Source organism: Pseudomonas sp. GXZC, from assembly GCF_026967615.1.
Lineage (GTDB): Bacteria > Pseudomonadota > Gammaproteobacteria > Pseudomonadales > Pseudomonadaceae > Aquipseudomonas > Aquipseudomonas azotoformans_A.
Window position 1 is genome coordinate 6,455,480 of record NZ_CP114115.1, and the last position, 16,011, is coordinate 6,471,490.

At 60.9% G+C, this 16,011-nt stretch carries 18 protein-coding genes; 11 read left to right on the forward strand and 7 right to left on the reverse strand.

Going from position 1 to position 16,011, the window contains the following annotated elements; translation table 11 throughout:
• The first annotated feature begins 1 nt into the window (after nt 1).
• From OZ428_RS30555 to OZ428_RS30570, 4 genes are all read left to right on the forward strand, one after another.
• On the forward strand, nt 2–2,431 hold the full coding sequence (locus OZ428_RS30555) for a TonB-dependent siderophore receptor (RefSeq protein ID WP_269132186.1): 2,430 nt from the start codon (nt 2–4) through the stop codon (nt 2,429–2,431).
• Between the two features lie 62 nt (nt 2,432–2,493).
• Nucleotides 2,494–3,597: a PepSY-associated TM helix domain-containing protein gene (locus OZ428_RS30560; protein WP_269132187.1), complete on the forward strand. Its 1,104-nt coding sequence runs from the start codon at nt 2,494–2,496 to the stop codon at nt 3,595–3,597.
• Complete coding sequence (locus tag OZ428_RS30565; RefSeq protein WP_269132188.1) at nt 3,594–3,770, forward strand: hypothetical protein; 177 nt, start codon at nt 3,594–3,596, stop codon at nt 3,768–3,770. The genes OZ428_RS30560 and OZ428_RS30565 overlap by 4 nt, the downstream gene beginning before the upstream one ends.
• A 35-nt stretch (nt 3,771–3,805) precedes the next feature.
• Complete coding sequence (locus tag OZ428_RS30570; protein ID WP_133075391.1) at nt 3,806–4,435, forward strand: glutathione S-transferase N-terminal domain-containing protein; 630 nt, start codon at nt 3,806–3,808, stop codon at nt 4,433–4,435.
• A gap of 165 nt (nt 4,436–4,600) precedes the next feature.
• Here OZ428_RS30570 and creD read toward each other — a convergent pair whose 3' ends face one another.
• The 4 genes from creD to rloA2 are packed head-to-tail and all read right to left on the reverse strand — an operon-like array spanning nt 4,601 to nt 8,643.
• On the reverse strand, nt 4,601–5,974 hold the full coding sequence (gene creD / locus OZ428_RS30575; RefSeq protein WP_269132189.1) for a cell envelope integrity protein CreD: 1,374 nt from the start codon (nt 5,972–5,974) through the stop codon (nt 4,601–4,603).
• A 51-nt stretch (nt 5,975–6,025) separates the two neighbouring features.
• A complete protein-coding gene (gene creC, locus OZ428_RS30580) occupies nt 6,026–7,465 on the reverse strand; it encodes a two-component system sensor histidine kinase CreC (protein WP_269132190.1) in 1,440 nt (479 codons plus the stop codon).
• Nucleotides 7,465–8,133 (reverse strand): two-component system response regulator CreB, encoded by a 669-nt coding sequence (gene creB / locus OZ428_RS30585; RefSeq protein ID WP_033898064.1) that lies wholly within the window; start codon nt 8,131–8,133, stop codon nt 7,465–7,467. Before creB ends, creC begins: the two co-directional genes overlap by 1 nt.
• Nucleotides 8,134–8,142: 9 nt before the next feature.
• Entirely contained in the window at nt 8,143–8,643 is a 501-nt protein-coding gene (gene rloA2 / locus OZ428_RS30590) for a retropepsin-like aspartic peptidase RloA2 (RefSeq protein WP_033898063.1), read from the reverse strand.
• A 173-nt stretch (nt 8,644–8,816) separates the two neighbouring features.
• Here rloA2 and OZ428_RS30595 point away from each other — a divergent pair, with 173 nt between their 5' ends.
• A complete protein-coding gene (locus OZ428_RS30595; RefSeq protein WP_269132191.1) occupies nt 8,817–9,704 on the forward strand; it encodes an acyltransferase in 888 nt (295 codons plus the stop codon).
• Here the strand turns inward: OZ428_RS30595 and OZ428_RS30600 are convergent.
• Nucleotides 9,701–10,273, reverse strand: coding sequence for a DUF2780 domain-containing protein (locus OZ428_RS30600; RefSeq protein WP_033898061.1), 573 nt, complete (start codon nt 10,271–10,273; stop codon nt 9,701–9,703). The two genes, OZ428_RS30595 and OZ428_RS30600, sit on opposite strands and share 4 nt — an antisense overlap.
• A 151-nt stretch (nt 10,274–10,424) precedes the next feature.
• Here OZ428_RS30600 and OZ428_RS30605 point away from each other — a divergent pair, with 151 nt between their 5' ends.
• The 6 genes from OZ428_RS30605 to OZ428_RS30630 all read left to right on the forward strand — a co-directional run bounded on the left by OZ428_RS30605 (nt 10,425) and on the right by OZ428_RS30630 (nt 13,799).
• Nucleotides 10,425–11,051: an RNA polymerase sigma factor gene (locus OZ428_RS30605; RefSeq protein WP_033898060.1), complete on the forward strand. Its 627-nt coding sequence runs from the start codon at nt 10,425–10,427 to the stop codon at nt 11,049–11,051.
• On the forward strand, nt 11,048–11,725 hold the full coding sequence (locus OZ428_RS30610) for an anti-sigma factor (RefSeq protein WP_133075395.1): 678 nt from the start codon (nt 11,048–11,050) through the stop codon (nt 11,723–11,725). The genes OZ428_RS30605 and OZ428_RS30610 overlap by 4 nt, the downstream gene beginning before the upstream one ends.
• A gap of 76 nt (nt 11,726–11,801) precedes the next feature.
• The gene (locus OZ428_RS30615) at nt 11,802–12,260 is read left to right on the forward strand and encodes an anti-sigma factor domain-containing protein (protein ID WP_133075396.1); all 459 of its coding nucleotides are present in this window, start codon (nt 11,802–11,804) and stop codon (nt 12,258–12,260) included.
• A gap of 135 nt (nt 12,261–12,395) precedes the next feature.
• Nucleotides 12,396–12,797, forward strand: coding sequence for a DUF3757 domain-containing protein (locus OZ428_RS30620; RefSeq protein ID WP_133075397.1), 402 nt, complete (start codon nt 12,396–12,398; stop codon nt 12,795–12,797).
• A gap of 160 nt (nt 12,798–12,957) precedes the next feature.
• Nucleotides 12,958–13,344, forward strand: a complete 387-nt coding sequence (locus OZ428_RS30625) for a hypothetical protein (RefSeq protein ID WP_133075398.1) — start codon at nt 12,958–12,960, stop codon at nt 13,342–13,344.
• A 221-nt stretch (nt 13,345–13,565) separates the two neighbouring features.
• On the forward strand, nt 13,566–13,799 hold the full coding sequence (locus OZ428_RS30630) for a hypothetical protein (RefSeq protein WP_269132193.1): 234 nt from the start codon (nt 13,566–13,568) through the stop codon (nt 13,797–13,799).
• A gap of 51 nt (nt 13,800–13,850) precedes the next feature.
• Here the strand turns inward: OZ428_RS30630 and fdhA are convergent, their stop codons facing one another.
• Together fdhA and purU are read right to left on the reverse strand one after the other, a co-directional pair.
• Nucleotides 13,851–15,050: a formaldehyde dehydrogenase, glutathione-independent gene (gene fdhA / locus OZ428_RS30635; protein ID WP_133075400.1), complete on the reverse strand. Its 1,200-nt coding sequence runs from the start codon at nt 15,048–15,050 to the stop codon at nt 13,851–13,853.
• Between the two features lie 96 nt (nt 15,051–15,146).
• A complete protein-coding gene (gene purU, locus OZ428_RS30640) occupies nt 15,147–16,004 on the reverse strand; it encodes a formyltetrahydrofolate deformylase (RefSeq protein ID WP_016977808.1) in 858 nt (285 codons plus the stop codon).
• Between the last annotated feature and the right edge of the window lie 7 nt (nt 16,005–16,011).

The window sequence follows — 16,011 nt, forward strand, 5'->3', positions numbered from 1 at the left end:
TATGTCCCGCACGCTAGACACCTTGTTGCGCCCCAGCCTGTTAGCCGTGGCGATTGCCCTCAGCGCCCCGCTGGCCAGCACTTCGCTGATTGCTGCGGAACAGGCGTCCAGCGTGCGCACCTACAATCTGCCGGCGGGCCCACTGGCCACCACCCTGAACCAGATCGCCAGCCAGGGCGGCCTGGCGCTGACCCTCAGCCCGGCCTTGGCGTCGGGCAAGACCTCGGCGCCGGTCAAGGGCCAGTTCGATGCTCCGGGCGCGCTGCGTGAGGCGTTGCGTGGCACGGGGTTGCAGCTTGAGCAGAGTACGGCGGGGACCTACACCCTGGTGGCGATTCCAGAAGGCGTCGTGGCGTTGCCGACCACCAATATCACCGGCCAGGACAGCTATGAAAGCGCCTGGGGCCCGGTCGACGGCTACCTGGCCAAACGCACCGCCGCAGGCACAAAGACCGACACCGCACTGGTCGAGGCGCCGCGTTCGATCTCTGTCGCCACCCGCGAGCAGATGCAAGACCGCAACGTGCAGAACCTGGATGACGCGGTGAAATACATGCCGGGCATCGTGTCCGCCAGCTATGGCAGCGACACCCGCTACGACTGGATGCGTGTACGTGGCTTCGAACCCACCCAGTTCCTCGACGGCCTGCCGCTGCCACGTGGCGTCTACGCCAACCCGAAAGCCGAGACCTGGAACCTCGACCGCCTCGCCCTGCTGCGCGGCCCGGCCTCCTCGGTGTACGGCCAGACCCCGCCGGGCGGCTTGCTGGACATGGTCAGCCGCCGTCCCAGCGAAGAGTCGAGCCACGCCGTCCAGGTGCAATACGGCAGCGATAACTACCGTCAGATCAACTTTGCCAGCACCGGCAAGATCGACGATGACGGCCAGTTCCTCTACGGCCTCAGCGGCGTGGTGCGCGATGCCGGCACCCAGGTCGACCACATCGACAACAAGCGCTACAACCTTGCGCCAAGCCTGACATGGAACATCGATCCGGATACCAAGCTGACCTTCTTGTCGCAATTCACGCGGGACGATACGGGCACAACCAGCCAGTTCATGCCGATCCAGGGCACCAAGATCAAGTCGCCGCTGGGTGACGTTTCCCACCACAAGAACCTGGGCGACCCGGACTACGAGTTCTACGATCGCACCTACTATGCGCTGGGCTATGCGTTCGAACACCGTTTCAACGACACCTGGCAGTTCAAGCAGAACCTGCGCTACACCAAGTCGGAACTGGACTTCCGACAGTTGACCGTGGGCTCTTATGCATTTTCCCCGGCAAATGCGGCGGGCGATATCAGCCGCTCGACCACCAACGTCAACGAAAGCATTGGCCAGTTCGCGGTGGATAACAATTTCCAGGCGGATTTCGCCACGGGCGACGTTATCCACACCCTGCTGCTGGGCCTGGATCACCAACGCACCGACACGTCCTACCGTGCGATTTACGGGACCGCGTCAAACATCAACATCTTCAACCCGATCAACACCACGCCGACGCTGCGCCCAACCGGCGTGCGGCCTTTCTACGACTACAACCAGAAAACCGTACAGACCGGCCTCTACGTGCAGGACCAGATGGCCTTGGACAAATGGCGCCTGACCCTGGGCGGGCGTGAAGACTGGGTGCATCAGGGCACTACGTACTTCAACGATAACGACGCGACCAACACTGACCGCATCAAGCATTTCAGCGGCAACGCGGCGCTGAGCTATGTGTTCGATTCGGGCTTCGTACCGTACTTGTCCTACGCCGAGTCCTTCCAGCCGGCGAGCAACGCCGATACCAATGCCACCAAGACCTTCAAACCTACGGAAGGCAAGCAGTGGGAAATGGGCGTCAAGTATCAGCCGCCCGGCTCCAACACTTTGCTGAGCGCAGCGGTGTACGACCTGACCCAAAAAAACGTGCAGGTCACGACGCTCGGCGCAGGGGGCCAGCAAATCAACAGCCAGACCGGCGAAGTGAAGGTAAAGGGCCTGGAACTGGAAGCTGTGTCCGACGTGACCGAAAACCTCAAGGTCATCGCCGCCTACACCTTGGCCAAATCCGAGGTGCAAAAAGGCATCTACAAAGGCAACCGCCTGACGTTGATGCCCAACCAGCAAGCTTCGCTGTGGACTGACTACACGTGGCACACCGGCCCGCTCGATGGCTTCGGCATCGGCTTCGGCGCGCGCTACACCGGCAACACCTACGGCGACCAGGCCAACACCTGGCTCGGCAAGGCCAACGCCTATACCGTGTTCGACGGTTCAGTGCATTACGACCTGGGCCGCCTGGACAACAGCCTCAAAGGCGCATCGGTCAAGTTGAATGCCACCAACCTGTTCAACAAGGACTACCTGTCGACCTGCGATGGCAACTACTGCTACTTCGGCGACCAACGCAGCGTCGTCGCCAGCGCCACCTACCAGTGGTAATCGGCTGAGTTAACCCCAGGCCGCCCCCGTGGGCGGCTTTGGTGTGTCTGAAGGTTGAAAAAATGAAAAGCAAAACCATCCGCCGCTGGTCCTTCATCCACACTTGGACCAGCCTGATCTGCACGGTATTCCTGCTGCTGCTCGCCCTCACCGGCCTGCCGTTAGTGTTTCACCATGAGATCGATCATCTACTGGGCAACGAGCCGGAACTGGCGCAAATGCCTGCTGACACGCCGCAGCTCAACCTCGAACAACTGGTCAGCGCCGCCCAGGCCCATCGCCCCGGCGATGCCCTGCAATACCTGGCCTGGGACGAGGATGACAAGAACGGCGTGATCGCGATCATGGCCGCCACCGCTGGCACCGAGCCCAACGCGTCCCACACCTTCATGCTTGATGCGCGCACCGGTGAAGCCTTGGAAACCCCGGCGGCCAACGGTGGATTCACCTTGTTTCTGCTGCGCCTGCACGTCGACATGTTCGCCGGCTTGCCGGGCAAGTTGCTGCTGGCGTTCATGGGCATTCTGTTTGTGCTGGCGATTATCTCGGGCACGGTCCTGTATCTGCCGTTCATGCGTCGCCTGGAGTTCGCCACGGTGCGCCAGGACAAATCCACGCGCCTGCGCTGGCTCGACCTGCATAACCTGATCGGCGTGGTCACCCTGACCTGGGCCCTGGTGGTGGGCGTGACCGGCGTGATCAGCGCCTGCGCCGACCTGATCATCGCCGCCTGGCGCCAGGACAGCCTCAGCGCCATGATCGAGCCCTACAAAAACGCCCCGCCGCTGACCCAGCGCGCACCGGCTACCGAACTGCTGACCATCGCTGCCAAGGCCGCCCCCGGCATGGAGCCGGACTTCATCGCCTTCCCCGGCACGCGCTTTTCCAGCGAGCACCACTACGCTGTGTTCATGAAAGGCAGCACCCACCTGACCTCGCACCTGCTCACGCCGGTGCTGATCGACGCCAGCACCCTCGCCGTCACCGCCATCGCCGAACGACCGTGGTACATGGACGCCATGGGCATGTCCCAGCCGCTGCATTTCGGCGACTACGGCGGCATGCCGATGAAGGTCCTGTGGGCGGTGCTGGATGTTCTGACCATCATCGTGCTGGTCAGTGGGATTTACTTGTGGATGGTGCGGCGCAAGGCGGGCAAGGCATGAAGCCGCGTCAATCGAACTTCTGGAAAGTGTTTGGCGTTCCGCTGGGGATCGGCCTGCTCAGCGCAGCCGGGTTGTTTGCGGCGTTGCTGGGAGATGGGCTGTGGGATTCGCTCAGTTGGGTCGGTTTGGGCATTCCCGCTGCAATTGGCACTTGGGCCTTGCTCAAGCGGTGAGATAGATTAGCCCGGCCCTTTCTTGAGGAATGCCCATGTCCGCTCCCAACATGACCTTGTTCCACAACCCCGCTTCCCCCTTCGTGCGTAAGGTGCGCGTGCTGCTGGCTGAAACCGGCCAGCAGGACCGCGTCGCGCTGCACGGCTGCATGCCGACCCCGGTCAACCCGGATGCGCAGGTGGTGCAAGGCAACCCCGTGGGCAAGATCCCGGCCCTGCGCCTGGCCGATGGCACGGTATTGCACGACAGCCGGGTGATCCTCGATTACTTCGACCACCAGCACGTCGGCAACCCACTGATTCCCCGCGACGGCTCGGCCCGCTGGCGCCGCCTGACCCTGGCCTCGATGGCCGACGGCATCATGGATGCCGCCGTGTTGGTGCGCTACGAAACGGCCCTGCGTCCAGCCGAAAAGCACTGGGACCAGTGGCTCGATGAGCAGCGCAACAAGATCCGCCGCAGCCTCTCTGAATTGGAGGCGGATGCGATTGCTGAACTGACCAGCCACTTCGACATCGCCGCCATCAGCGTGGCCTGCGCCTTGGGTTACCTCGACTTCCGCCATCCGGACATGCAATGGCGCCTGGATAACCCGCAGCTTGCCGCCTGGTACGCCGAGGTCAGCCAGCGGCCTTCGATGCAGCAGACCCAACCCCCGGTGTAAGATTTTACTGTGGCGAGGGAGCTTGCTCCCGTTGGACTGCGTAGCAGGCCCATTCTTTGGGGCCGCTTCGCGCCCCAGCGGGAGCAAGCTCTCTCGCCACAGAAAACAGCTGATTAATCCGTAGCACCAATTTTGCCCGCTCCAGCCTATCCTCCCGTAACCCGATCATTGCACCGCCTCCAGGTCAAACTCCAAAGGCTCAACCGCCTTGCGCTTGCCTACGCCATACCAATCCAACTTACGCGTCAGCACCATCACCGTGCCCAGCAGGCCGAACAGCAGCAACGAGCCCATCAGCAACGCGTAATCCTCGGCACTCAACAGCCCGTACAACAAGCCATACAACGCCGCCAACCCCGCTGAAAACCCCAGCCCGTGAGCGACGCTACGCAACACATGGCACACATAGAACCCGATCAACGACACACAGGCGCTGGCAGAGAGGAGATAAGCCAGCGCGAACCCAATGTGCTCGGACAACGACAGCAACAGCAGGTAGAAAAACGCCAGCGCAAACCCCACCAACGCGTATTGAATCGGATGCACCGCCAGGCTCTTGAGCACTTCGAACAGGAAGAAGCCGGCGAAGGTCAGGGCGATGAACAGCAGCGCGTATTTGATCGCACGGTCGCTCTTGAGGTACTGGTCCACCGGGTCGATGAAGTTCACGCCGAAGCTGCGGTTGTTGAAGTCTTCACAGCCCTGCTTGTCCAGGCAGGTTTGCAGCGCTTGCTCAAGGTTGGTGGAGAAGAACGAGGTCTGCCAGTTGGCGGTAAAACCCTTATCGGTAATCTCACGTTGTGCCGGCAGGAAATTGCCGATGAAGCTGGGATGTGGCCAGTTGGAAGCGAGTGACACCTGGCTGGTCTTGCCCACCGGCACCACTTGCAGTTGCTCGGTGCCTTGCAGGCGCAGGTCGAAGGCGAAGTCCACGACGTTGGGCTTTTTGCTGTCGTGCTCTGGCAGTGTAACGTGCACGCCCTCACCCAACCAGTCCACTTGGGAGCCGGGCTCGAACTCCAGTTGCTGGCTGCCCAGCTCCAGTTTCAGCGCGTTCTCGATGCCGCGAATATCGCTGATGCCCACCGCCAGAAACGCCGGCTCAAAACGGTAATCGGCAAAATTCTCCGTAATGCCCAATTGCGCAGGCAGCTCGAAACGCCCGCTGATGCGGTTGTCGGCATGGAACAGCCGCGCCTGGTAGATGCCCCGCGCACGCAGTTCGGTCTGCACCTTGCCGTCGAGTTCAAATCGATCCGGCAGGAAATACAGACGACCGCGCTCTTCACGGGTGACTTCGTAGCGTTTGTTGAGCTTTTCATTGAGTTTCCACTCGCGGACGGTCTTGCGATACGGCACCACCATCACCGGACCGGTGAGGCGCTGGGCGTAGCTGGAGCTGCGGGCGATGTCCATCAATACGCCGTCGCGCAGTTGCTGGCGGTCGCTGATGATGCCGTTGATCATCAGCAATGGAATCAGCAATACCAGCATCAGCAGCGCAATCGCGCCAAGTTTGAAAAGCAGGCTGCGGTTCATGGGTCTCTCCCTGTTTTGATGGAGAGAGTCTGGGCAGCCCGTGTGGGAGATTTATGTGGGCAATGTGGAGACTGTGTGGAGATGCAGCACCACCTGCACGCCGCCGTCGACATTGCCGATCTGCAACGCACCGCCGTGCAATTTCATCACTTCCTCGACAAAGTTGAGGCCCAGCCCCGTGCTTTTGCGCCCACTGGCCGGGCGTGGCAGCGAATAGAAACGCTCGCTCAGGCGCGGCAACGCGTAGTCGGGAATCGGTGCGGCCTGGTTGAACAGGCTGACTTGCACGTTGTTGTGTCGCGTCTGTGCGCTGAACTTCAACAGGCCGCCGGGCGGTGTGAAGTCCAGGGCATTGTCCAGCAGATTACCCAGGGCCTGGCGCAACAGGAAGGGTTCACCGTACACCTTCACATCCGCCGCAATCGACTGCTCGACCTGCAACCCGGCGCCTTCAATCCGCGCGCACTGAGCCTTGAGCACTTCATCGACCATAGCCGCCAGCGGGATACTCGCCTGTTCTTCCAGACCCTGACGCTGTTCGACCTGCGCCAGGTTCAGCAGGCGCTCGATCAACTGCTGCAGACGCGCGCTTTCGCTGTCGATATTGCTGACGAAGCGCTGCTGTTGTTCGCGGGTCATCTCACCCTGCAACAGCTCCGCCGCACCGCGGATCGCGGCCAATGGGCTCTTCAATTCGTGGGTCAGGGTGTGTACGTAGTGTTCGACGTAGGCCTTGCCTTCCAACTGCGTGCGCATGTGCTCGACGGCGGTGGACAGCTGCTTGAGTTCACCGCCACGGTAATGGGGTAGCTCGGCCCGCCGCCCCTCGCTGACGGCTTCGGCGTAGGCGGTCAGACGGCGCAGCGCCACGCTCAGCCACCACGACAGCAGTGCGCCCAGCAGCAGGCCCAGAATCACCAGGCCCGCGCCGTACCACAACAGGCGGCGCTCGGTGCGGTCGACATAAGGCTGCAATGAACTGTTCGGCTTGGCCACGGTGACCACGCCGATGATCTGGCCGTTGTCACGGATCGGTGCGCCCACGTGCATCACCGATGACGCGGGGTCATCCAGTTCGCTGCGGGTGGAACGCGCGCCGTACTCGCCACGTAAGGTCAGGTACACGTCGTTCCACTTGGAATAGTCTTGCCCCACCGCTTCGCCCGTGGAGTCGAGCAACACGGTGCCCTTGGCATCGGTTACGTAGATACGGTGGTTGACCTGGTTCTTCGGCAAGCCCCAGATGGTCGCACCCGGCTGGCGGTTGCCATAGGCCTTGAGCAGCTCCGGCCAGTGGCTCTGGCCGAGGGTGCCGTTCTTCACGTCATTGCGCACGATCTCGGCCAACAGGTTGGCGGTGTCCACCAGGGTTTCTTCGGTGGACTGGCGCACGCCAGGGCGGATTTCCTTCATCACGGTGCTGAGCACGAAGTAGCCGGTCAGGCCGATAAACAGCGCATACACCAGGAAGATCCGCAGCCCCAGGCGCATCAGCTGTTGCTCGGGCTGTAGCTGTAGCCGAGGCCGCGATGGGTCTGGATCGGCTCGGCATCGGCGGCCACGCTGCGCAACTTGCTGCGCAGGCTTTTGATATGGCTGTCGATATTGCGCTCGTAACCCGCATCCGCCGCCACGCCCACCGCGTCCAACAGTTGCTCGCGGCTGAACACACGCTCGGGCTGTTCCAGCAGGCTTTGCAGCAGGCGAAATTCATGGCGTGTAAGGCTCAACGGCTGGCCGCGATAGCTGATCTGCATGCGCTCCAGATCCACCTGGAACACGGCCGGCGCAGCACCTGGGCCAATGCGTTTAAGGATCGCCCGGACCCGCGCCGTCACCTCCCGTGGGCTGAAGGGCTTGACCACATAATCGTCGGCGCCGATCTCCAGCCCCACCACGCGGTCGATCTCGCCATCCCGCGCGCTGAGAAACATGACAGGCACTTCGCTGAACCGGCGCAGTTGCTTGCAGGTTTCAAAACCCGTGATATCCGGCAGGCCGATGTCGAGGATGATCAGGTCGGCGGGGGTCTGGCGCTGATGCTCCAGCGCCGCCTGGCCGAGGGTCAGCCAGGTGGTGGTGAAGCCCTCGCCTTGCAGGGCGAAGATCAGCGTGTCGGCAATCGCCGCTTCGTCTTCGACAATCAGAATATGCGGCATGTGGGTCCGTCAGCAGTCCGGTTTGTCGGCAGTGTAACGACGGGCCGGGTTTACCGCAGCGCCAAATTCACGCAGGGCCTTGGCGCCGATCAGCAACGGGTAGTTGAAGCTGCTGCGGTCGGTGAGGTTGACCTCGACGGTGCGCTTGACGTCGCCCAGGCACATTTCCAGGTCGATCACCGGGCGCTTGGCCACGGTGGCTTCGTCTTTGTCGTCGTCTTCGTCGGCGCGGCTCTTGATCTTGCTGATGCGCGACACCTTGTGTTCGTAGACTTTGTTGGAGGCGTCTTTGCCGCCGAGGCGGAAGCGCACCCAATCGTCGCCGTCACGGGTGAAGGTCTCGATGTCGCGGGCCGACAGCGAAGCCGTCAGCGCGCCGGTGTCCATCTTGGCCTTGAAGGTTTCGCCGATCTCCGGCAACTGGATGTATTCGTAGCGACCGTAGAGGGTCGGTTCGGCGGCCATGACCGGCAGGGCAGCCAGGGCGAGCGAGGCAAGGAGCAGTTTCACGAAGTGATTTCCTCGGAAAGAAGTAGGCGGATTCTAGACCGCAAAGGCAGCACTTAGTTAGCTCGCCCCAGCATAACCGGCACATTGTGAAACATTCGTCCGGCGAATTGGCATTTGGCCTCTAGACTCAAGCTGCTTATCATGGCCCGCCCACAGGATTTCAAGAGTTACTTATGCGCCGCGTGCTCACCGGCTGTTTTGTCTCATTGCTACTGCTGCTCAACACCCTGATCCTGATCGGGCCGTTGATGGTGTTTGCCCTGCTCAAGCTGGTGGCCCCTGGGCGCTCGCGTGACTACATGTCCTGGGCGGTGATGTGGATCGCCGAGACCTGGGCCGAGATCGACAAGTTGATCTTCGCGCTGTGCATCCCGACCCAATGGGATATCCGCGGCGGTGAAGACCTGCGGGGCGATACGTCCTACCTGGTGATCAGCAACCACCAATCCTGGGTGGATATCCCGGCCCTGATCCAGGCGCTGAACCGCCGCACGCCGTTCTTCAAATTCTTCCTGAAAAAAGAGCTGATCTGGGTGCCCTTCCTCGGCCTGGCCTGGTGGGCATTGGATTACCCCTTCATGAAGCGCTACAGCAAGGCCTTCCTGGCCAAGCACCCGGAACTCGCGGGGCAGGATTTAAAAATCACCAAGGAGGCCTGCGAGCTGTTCAAGCGCCAGCCGGTGACGGTGGTCAATTATCTGGAAGGCACGCGGTTCAACGAAACCAAGCGCAAGCAGCAGGATTCGCCCTTCACTCGCTTGCTCAAGCCCAAGGCGGGCGGCGTGGCGTTCGTGCTGGCGGCGATGGGTGAACAACTGGATGCCGTGCTCGACGTGACCGTGGTCTATCCACAGCAGAAGATTCCGGGGTTCTGGGATTTGATCAGTGGCGCGGTGCCCAAGGTGATCATTGATATCCGCACCCGCGAACTGGATCCGGCATTGTGGCAAGGGGATTACGAGAATGATCCGGCGTTTCGCCAGGCCATCCAGAACTGGGTGAACCAACTCTGGATGGAGAAGGACGCGCGCATCGAGCAACTGCGCGCGGAGCGCTCTTAACTGCCAGTGCCCCAGGCCTGGGCCAGCTTGCCCAGCACCGAGCTGCTGGCACCCTGGCCGCCCAGGTATTGCAGGATAACCGGGGCAAACTGGCCGACCATGCCGCTGTCCATGCCCAAGGCGCTGAAGGCGGTGTTCAGGTCGTTGGTGCTTTTCACATTACCCAACAGGCCATCCAGGCCGCTGGTCTTGCTGCCGCCGGTCTGGCCGAGCATCCCGCTCAAGGCGCCGAGGCTGCCCAACGCGTTGTTGCCCGACAACTGGTCGAGGCCCGGCACGCTGTTGCCCAGTTGCGAATAATCGTTGCCGCTCAGCTTGTTCTTGGCCAGGCCGAGCATGGCGCCTGTACCGCCGACCGCTTGTTCGGGGGTGATGTTCAGTTGCGAGGTCAGTGCGCTTAACAGGCCGGCCGTCTCGGAAGACGGGGCGGCAGCGGCTGCCTTGTTGTTGCCACCCTGCATGCCTGAAATCGCATTGGCTGCGTCGCCAAGGCTGAAGCCTGCGGCGAACACCGGGGCGGCTGCCAGGGTCATCAGGCAGGAAAGGGCGAAACCGCGTGAAATCTTCATCGAAACAACCTCTGGGTGTAAGAGCTAAAAGCAGGCGTTTGACTGACAGTCCGGAACGATTGTTCCCACATCAAGGTTAGTTCAGATTTTTCTGCATCCGAATGGCCTCGGCCCGCGTATAGCCTGCATACGCCACTCGGAGTTGGATGGAATGAATGCCCAGGCTGAACTACCCTCCGCTTACCGCGTGCCGTCCCGTCACCCTCGAACGAGGGTCTGGAGAAGCCCTATTAGCGCCGATGATGCTGACCCCTTGCGCCCTTTGCTGGCGCAATGTGCCTTGGGTAACCGCCAAGCGTTCGAAACCCTCTACCGCAGCGTTTCGCCGCGCCTGCACGGTGTGGCCCTGCGCTTCATGGGTCGCACGGACCTGGCCGAAGAAGTGCTGCAGGAAGCCTTCGTACGCATCTGGTACAACGCTTCGCGCTACGAGGCGCACCTGGCGGCGCCGATGACCTGGATGGTCAACATCACCCGCAACCTGGCCATCGACCAGTTGCGCAAACACCGCGAACAGCCGCTGGCCGATGGTCAGCAAGACGCCTTGATCGATGACGCCCCCAGCGCCCACGACCAACTCGACCATGAACGCCAAGCCCATGCCCTGAACCGCTGCCTGGACACCCTCGACGGCATGCAACGCCGGTCGATCAGCGTGGCGTACTTCCAGGGCCTGTCGTGCTCGGAGCTGGCCACGCAGTTGGCAGCGCCCCTGGGCTCGGTCAAATCCTGGATCCGCCGCGGCATGGAACGCCTGCGCAGGTGCCTTGAATCATGAACTACCAGACCACCGCCCTGCGCCGCGCCCTGGCCGCCGACTACGCCATCGGGCTGATGCCCGCTACCGCGCGTCGGCGCTTTGATGCGCTGTTGCGGGAGGATGCCGCGCTGCGAATGGAACTCGGCCATTGGCAGGACGCGCTCGCCAGCCTGACCGGTGCCCTGCCTGAGCGACCCGTTCCGGAACACGTGTGGGCAAGCATCAAGGCACGCATCGAGCCGCAGGTGCTGCATGTGCCGGCGAAGCAAGCGCTCTGGAAAAACCTCCGCGTCCTGGCCGCCGCCTGCGCAGTGGTCGTCGCCGTCACCGTCGGTGTGCTGTACCAACGCGACACAGGGGTGGCGTACAACGCCACCCTGGTCAACGCCAACCAACAACCCGCGCTGCAGATCAGCGCGTTCGCCGACCACCTGCAAGTGGAACCCCTGACACTGGCCGCGATAGCACCGACGTTGAGCCTGGAACTGTGGGCGATTGCGCCGGGTGGCAAACCCATCTCACTGGGCTTGCTGCCCGCCGCAGGCAAAGGCCGGATTCAACTGAGCGAGACACAACGTGCGTTGCTCAGCGCGCCGCTGACCCTGGCCGTGAGCCTGGAGCCGCACGGCGGCTCACCGACCGGCCAACCTACCGGACCGGTGCTGTATCAGGGCCAATTGGCATCACTTTGAGCTGAACCGGGGCCAGGAACCCATCGTGCAAACCAGGGTCCATGACAGGACTGAAAGCCTTGTCAGGAATAGCCCCATGAGCGCGACCCGCCCCCAAGTGATAGAGCAAAAGCCCCCATTCTGGAGCCGCCCACGCGTGTTTATCGGCGTCTGTGTGGCCATCGTCGCCGGCCTCGGTGGCGCGCTCTATACCCAAGACAACGTCAAGTCCGCCGCCACCCTGGTGACCACCGCCCAGCAGCCTGCAGCGCAAATCAGGGCGCACAAGGATTACCTCGAAGTCGAACCGATTGCCACGGCGGCACCTGAGCCGGATCGCAGCCTGGAACTCTGGGCCATGCCTGAAGGGGGTGCACCGGTCTCCCTGGGGCTGTTGCCGGAAGATGGCAAAGGCATTATCGGCCTCAACCCGCGCCAGCAAAAAAGCATTCGCAAGCCGGTGGAGTTGATGGTGAGTTCGGAGACCAAGGGTGGGTCGTTGAGCAAGCAGCCGACGGGGCCGACGGTTTATCAGGGGGCGTTGGCTGCTCGCTGAGTCGACGCGCTGTATCTCGGAATAAAAAACCGGTGTTGATCACGAATCCGTCTTAAAAACTGTCACTTCTGACAGTAGCCAGCACCGGATAATCACCTGCAGCATGATGCCTCCCACGCGCCGCAGGAGGTCGTTATGAAAAGCGCAATGCTTGCAGGTGTAATCGCCGCCCTGGCGCTGGCGAACACGGCGTATGCAGCGACTTCTACCTGTCCGACACCCCACGAAATCAAACAATATGCCATGGGCAGCGGAGGCTATCGCTACGCGATGCGCCAGCCTGATGGGCGCAGTTGGTCCGGTGAAAACCCGCAGGCTACCGCGTCGTACCTGACGGACTCAACGTTCCACGACGCCCGTTACAAAGCACAAGACCACTCCGTCACCTGCACCTACAAAGGGCCGATGAATAGCGATGCGAGCTTTTCGGTCACGCTCAAACCGGTCTTGAAGTGGAACCTTATCCCTATAGGCGATTGGAGAGGCACGTATTGCGAAGCCCTGGAGATTGCCAAATGTTCATTTACACATCAGTGAAAAGCGCCACCGAATTATTCCTACAGCGACCGTCCACACATCCACGACCCGCGGTCCAGGTTCTGGCGGAACTCATCCATCGACACAGCCCACCCAAGCTGGCCTTCCCATTCACATTCAACGGGGAGGCTCAGCCACAAAACAAGGAGCTGTAACGATCATGATCGGATTGATACCCAATTTTTATGCTGCCTTCAGCGCACTCAACCATTTGCCATCTCGCAGCCAAGCCCAGACTTCACGGCCCCAAGCCACTGGCATCGACCAATGCCCCGCCCCCCGTGACATCCAATCCAAACCCTACACAGACCCTGACCTTCCAGCGCCCTATGGCGAGGGTTATCAGTACACTGCGACGGCTAACGGCAAAACGTGGACAGGGCAAACAGCCGCAACCAAAGATGACTACCTGGCCCCGGAGTACGAGCTGAAGGCTGAGTCAGTCAATGAACGCAACGACAAAATCCATTGCGACTACGGCGGCAAGCGCCTGATCAAGAACGGTGAGGTGGCCGATCCCTATCTGCGGCTTTCAACCATCAAGTAACCCATTAACAAAACAGCGACCTTCCCAGGGTCGCCATTGTTTATAAAAAAATAAACCCCTCCAACCCAGACGTATATGTCACCTAAATAGAAACAACCGACCTGAAAGCTATAGCAATAGTTTATAAAATACTGTGAGATTTAACAGGTTAAAAAGATTTAAGCACCGCTTAAAATCAATCTACATCTGCTCGACTATAAGCAGAACGACGGAGAGCGAAAATGACTCGATACTTATGCACAATTGGTACAACCAACGGCTCGCAAAACGTAATAGATGATTTTGTAGAGGCTAATAGCGAAGCTGAGGCAATAGGCGAAATGAAAAAAAAGTACCCTGAAGCAAACAGGACAATTTATTGCCGGTTAGCAGGGCTTGAACTCACGGATCAAAATAAACCTCGACCTGATTATCCAGCACCGGATGGCTCCAATCGACCATTGAAAAACCGATAATCCCAGAATAAAAAAGGCGACCTTACGGTCGCCATTTTTTCAGCTCTTTCTTTACGCCGCGCTGAACATCTTATGCGGATCGATCACAAACTTCTTCGGCACGCCCGCATCGAACTCGCCGTAGCCACGTGGTGCGTCATCCAGGCTGATCACCTGCACGCCGACGATTTCGGCAATGTTGATACGGTCCCACATGATCGCCTGCATCAGCGCGCGGTTGTACTTCATCACCGGGGTCTGGCCGGTGTGGAAGCTGTGGGACTTGGCCCAGCCGAGGCCGAAGCGGATGCTCAGGCTGCCCATTTTGGCAGCGGCATCCACAGCCCCTGGATCTTCGGTGACGTACAGGCCCGGAATACCGATCTTGCCGGCCACGCGCACCACGCCCATCAGCGAGTTGAGCACCGTGGCCGGGGCTTCGGCTTTCACGCCTTCATGGCCGTGGCCACGGGCTTCGAAACCAACGGCGTCGACAGCGCAATCCACTTCCGGCTCGCCCAGCAGCGCGGCGATCTGTTCGTGCAGTGGGGTGTCGGTGGACAGGTCGGCCACTTCAAAACCCTGGGCCTTGGCGTGGGCCAGGCGGATCGGGTTGACGTCGCCAATGATCACCACCGCCGCGCCCAGCAGGCGTGCAGATGCGGCAGCAGCCAGGCCGACCGGGCCGGCGCCTGCGATGTAGACGGTGCTGCCTGGGCCAACGCCCGCAGTCACCGCGCCGTGGTAGCCCGTCGGGAGAATGTCGGAGAGGCAAGTCAGGTCGCGGATTTTCTCCATGGCCTTGTCGCGATCCGGCAGTTTCAGCAGGTTGAAGTCCGCGTATGGCACCAGCACGTACTCGGCCTGGCCGCCGGTCCAGTCGCCCATGTCGACATAGCCATAGGCACCACCCGCACGGGCCGGGTTGACGGTCAGGCAGACGCCGGTGTGTTGCTCTTTGCAGGAACGGCAGCGGCCGCAAGCCACGTTGAAGGGAACCGAAACCAGGTCGCCGATCTTCAGGTTTTCGACGTCGCTGCCCTTCTCGATCACTTCACCGGTAATTTCATGACCGAGCACCAGGCCGGTCTGGGCAGTGGTGCGGCCGCGCACCATGTGTTGGTCGGAGCCGCAGATGTTGGTGGAAACCACGCGCAGGATGACGCCGTGCTCAATCTTCCTGCCACGGGGGTCCTGCATTTTGGGATAGTCGATTTTCTGTACTTCGACCTTGCCGTTGCCGAGATACACGACACCACGATTACCAGACATGCTTTCACCTCGCTGTTGTTTTTATGGAACCGCGTTGCCCTTGGGTGGGCAGCGCGTTAAATGCTCGGGTACAGATGCTGTTTGTTGTCTTTGCAATCAGAGCACCACAGTCCGATTGGCGTTTAGAAACACCCGCCGCTCAATGTGATACCCCACCGCCCGGGCCAACGTCAGCCCTTCGATATCCCGCCCCTTGGCAATCAAATCCTCGGGATAGTGGCTGTGATCCACCACCTCCACGCCCTGGGCAATGATCGGGCCTTCATCCAGGTCGTTGTTGATGTAATGCGCCGTGGCGCCGACCAACTTCACGCCTTTGTTGTACGCCTGGTGATACGGCTTGGCGCCCTTGAACCCCGGCAACAACGAGTGGTGAATGTTGATGGCCTTGCCATCCAGCTTGCGGCACAGCTCCGGCGAGAGCACTTGCATGTATCGCGCAAGGATCACCAGTTCCGCGCCGGTGTCTTCCACCACTTGCCACACCTGACGCTCCTGGGACGGTTTGTCGTTGGGGTCGAGCGGGAAATGGTAGTAGGGAATCTGGTGCCAGTCGGCCAAGGGCTTCAAATCAGGGTGGTTGGACACCACCGCGACCACGTCCATCGACAGTTGGCCGATGCGCTGGCGATACAGCAGGTCGTTCAGGCAATGGTCGGCCTTGGAGACCATGATCACCACTTTTGGCCGGTAGTTCGGCGCCGTCAGCTCGAAGATCATGCCAAAGGCTTCACCACGGGTGGCCAGGCCATCGCGGAAACCTTGTTCGTCAAATCCGTCGGGCTGGCGGAACTCCACGCGGATAAAGAACCGGCCCGAAAGCCGGTCATCGAACGAGTGGTGCTCAGTCACGTAGCAACCCTGTTCGAACAGATAGCGGGTGACCGCGTCCACCGTGCCGAGCACGCTGGGGCAGTCGGCGGTCAAAATCCATGTATCAGGTGCGCGGCTCATGGGGCAT

What these genes read in the sequence shown, in the direction of transcription:
- OZ428_RS30555 (WP_269132186.1), top strand. Translation starts at nt 2, where the DNA reads ATGTCCCGCACGCTAGACACCTTGTTGCGCCCCAGCCTGTTAGCCGTG.
- OZ428_RS30595 (WP_269132191.1), top strand. Translation starts at nt 8,817, where the DNA reads ATGCGCCGCGTGCTCACCGGCTGTTTTGTCTCATTGCTACTGCTGCTC.
- creB (WP_033898064.1), bottom strand. Translation starts at nt 8,133, where the DNA reads ATGCCGCATATTCTGATTGTCGAAGACGAAGCGGCGATTGCCGACACG.
- OZ428_RS30565 (WP_269132188.1), top strand. Translation starts at nt 3,594, where the DNA reads ATGAAGCCGCGTCAATCGAACTTCTGGAAAGTGTTTGGCGTTCCGCTG.
- OZ428_RS30560 (WP_269132187.1), top strand. Translation starts at nt 2,494, where the DNA reads ATGAAAAGCAAAACCATCCGCCGCTGGTCCTTCATCCACACTTGGACC.
- OZ428_RS30625 (WP_133075398.1), top strand. Translation starts at nt 12,958, where the DNA reads ATGATCGGATTGATACCCAATTTTTATGCTGCCTTCAGCGCACTCAAC.
- OZ428_RS30630 (WP_269132193.1), top strand. Translation starts at nt 13,566, where the DNA reads ATGACTCGATACTTATGCACAATTGGTACAACCAACGGCTCGCAAAAC.
- OZ428_RS30600 (WP_033898061.1), bottom strand. Translation starts at nt 10,273, where the DNA reads ATGAAGATTTCACGCGGTTTCGCCCTTTCCTGCCTGATGACCCTGGCA.
- purU (WP_016977808.1), bottom strand. Translation starts at nt 16,004, where the DNA reads ATGAGCCGCGCACCTGATACATGGATTTTGACCGCCGACTGCCCCAGC.
- OZ428_RS30615 (WP_133075396.1), top strand. Translation starts at nt 11,802, where the DNA reads ATGAGCGCGACCCGCCCCCAAGTGATAGAGCAAAAGCCCCCATTCTGG.
- OZ428_RS30605 (WP_033898060.1), top strand. Translation starts at nt 10,425, where the DNA reads ATGAATGCCCAGGCTGAACTACCCTCCGCTTACCGCGTGCCGTCCCGT.
- OZ428_RS30570 (WP_133075391.1), top strand. Translation starts at nt 3,806, where the DNA reads ATGTCCGCTCCCAACATGACCTTGTTCCACAACCCCGCTTCCCCCTTC.
- creC (WP_269132190.1), bottom strand. Translation starts at nt 7,465, where the DNA reads ATGCGCCTGGGGCTGCGGATCTTCCTGGTGTATGCGCTGTTTATCGGC.
- OZ428_RS30610 (WP_133075395.1), top strand. Translation starts at nt 11,048, where the DNA reads ATGAACTACCAGACCACCGCCCTGCGCCGCGCCCTGGCCGCCGACTAC.
- fdhA (WP_133075400.1), bottom strand. Translation starts at nt 15,050, where the DNA reads ATGTCTGGTAATCGTGGTGTCGTGTATCTCGGCAACGGCAAGGTCGAA.
- creD (WP_269132189.1), bottom strand. Translation starts at nt 5,974, where the DNA reads ATGAACCGCAGCCTGCTTTTCAAACTTGGCGCGATTGCGCTGCTGATG.
- OZ428_RS30620 (WP_133075397.1), top strand. Translation starts at nt 12,396, where the DNA reads ATGAAAAGCGCAATGCTTGCAGGTGTAATCGCCGCCCTGGCGCTGGCG.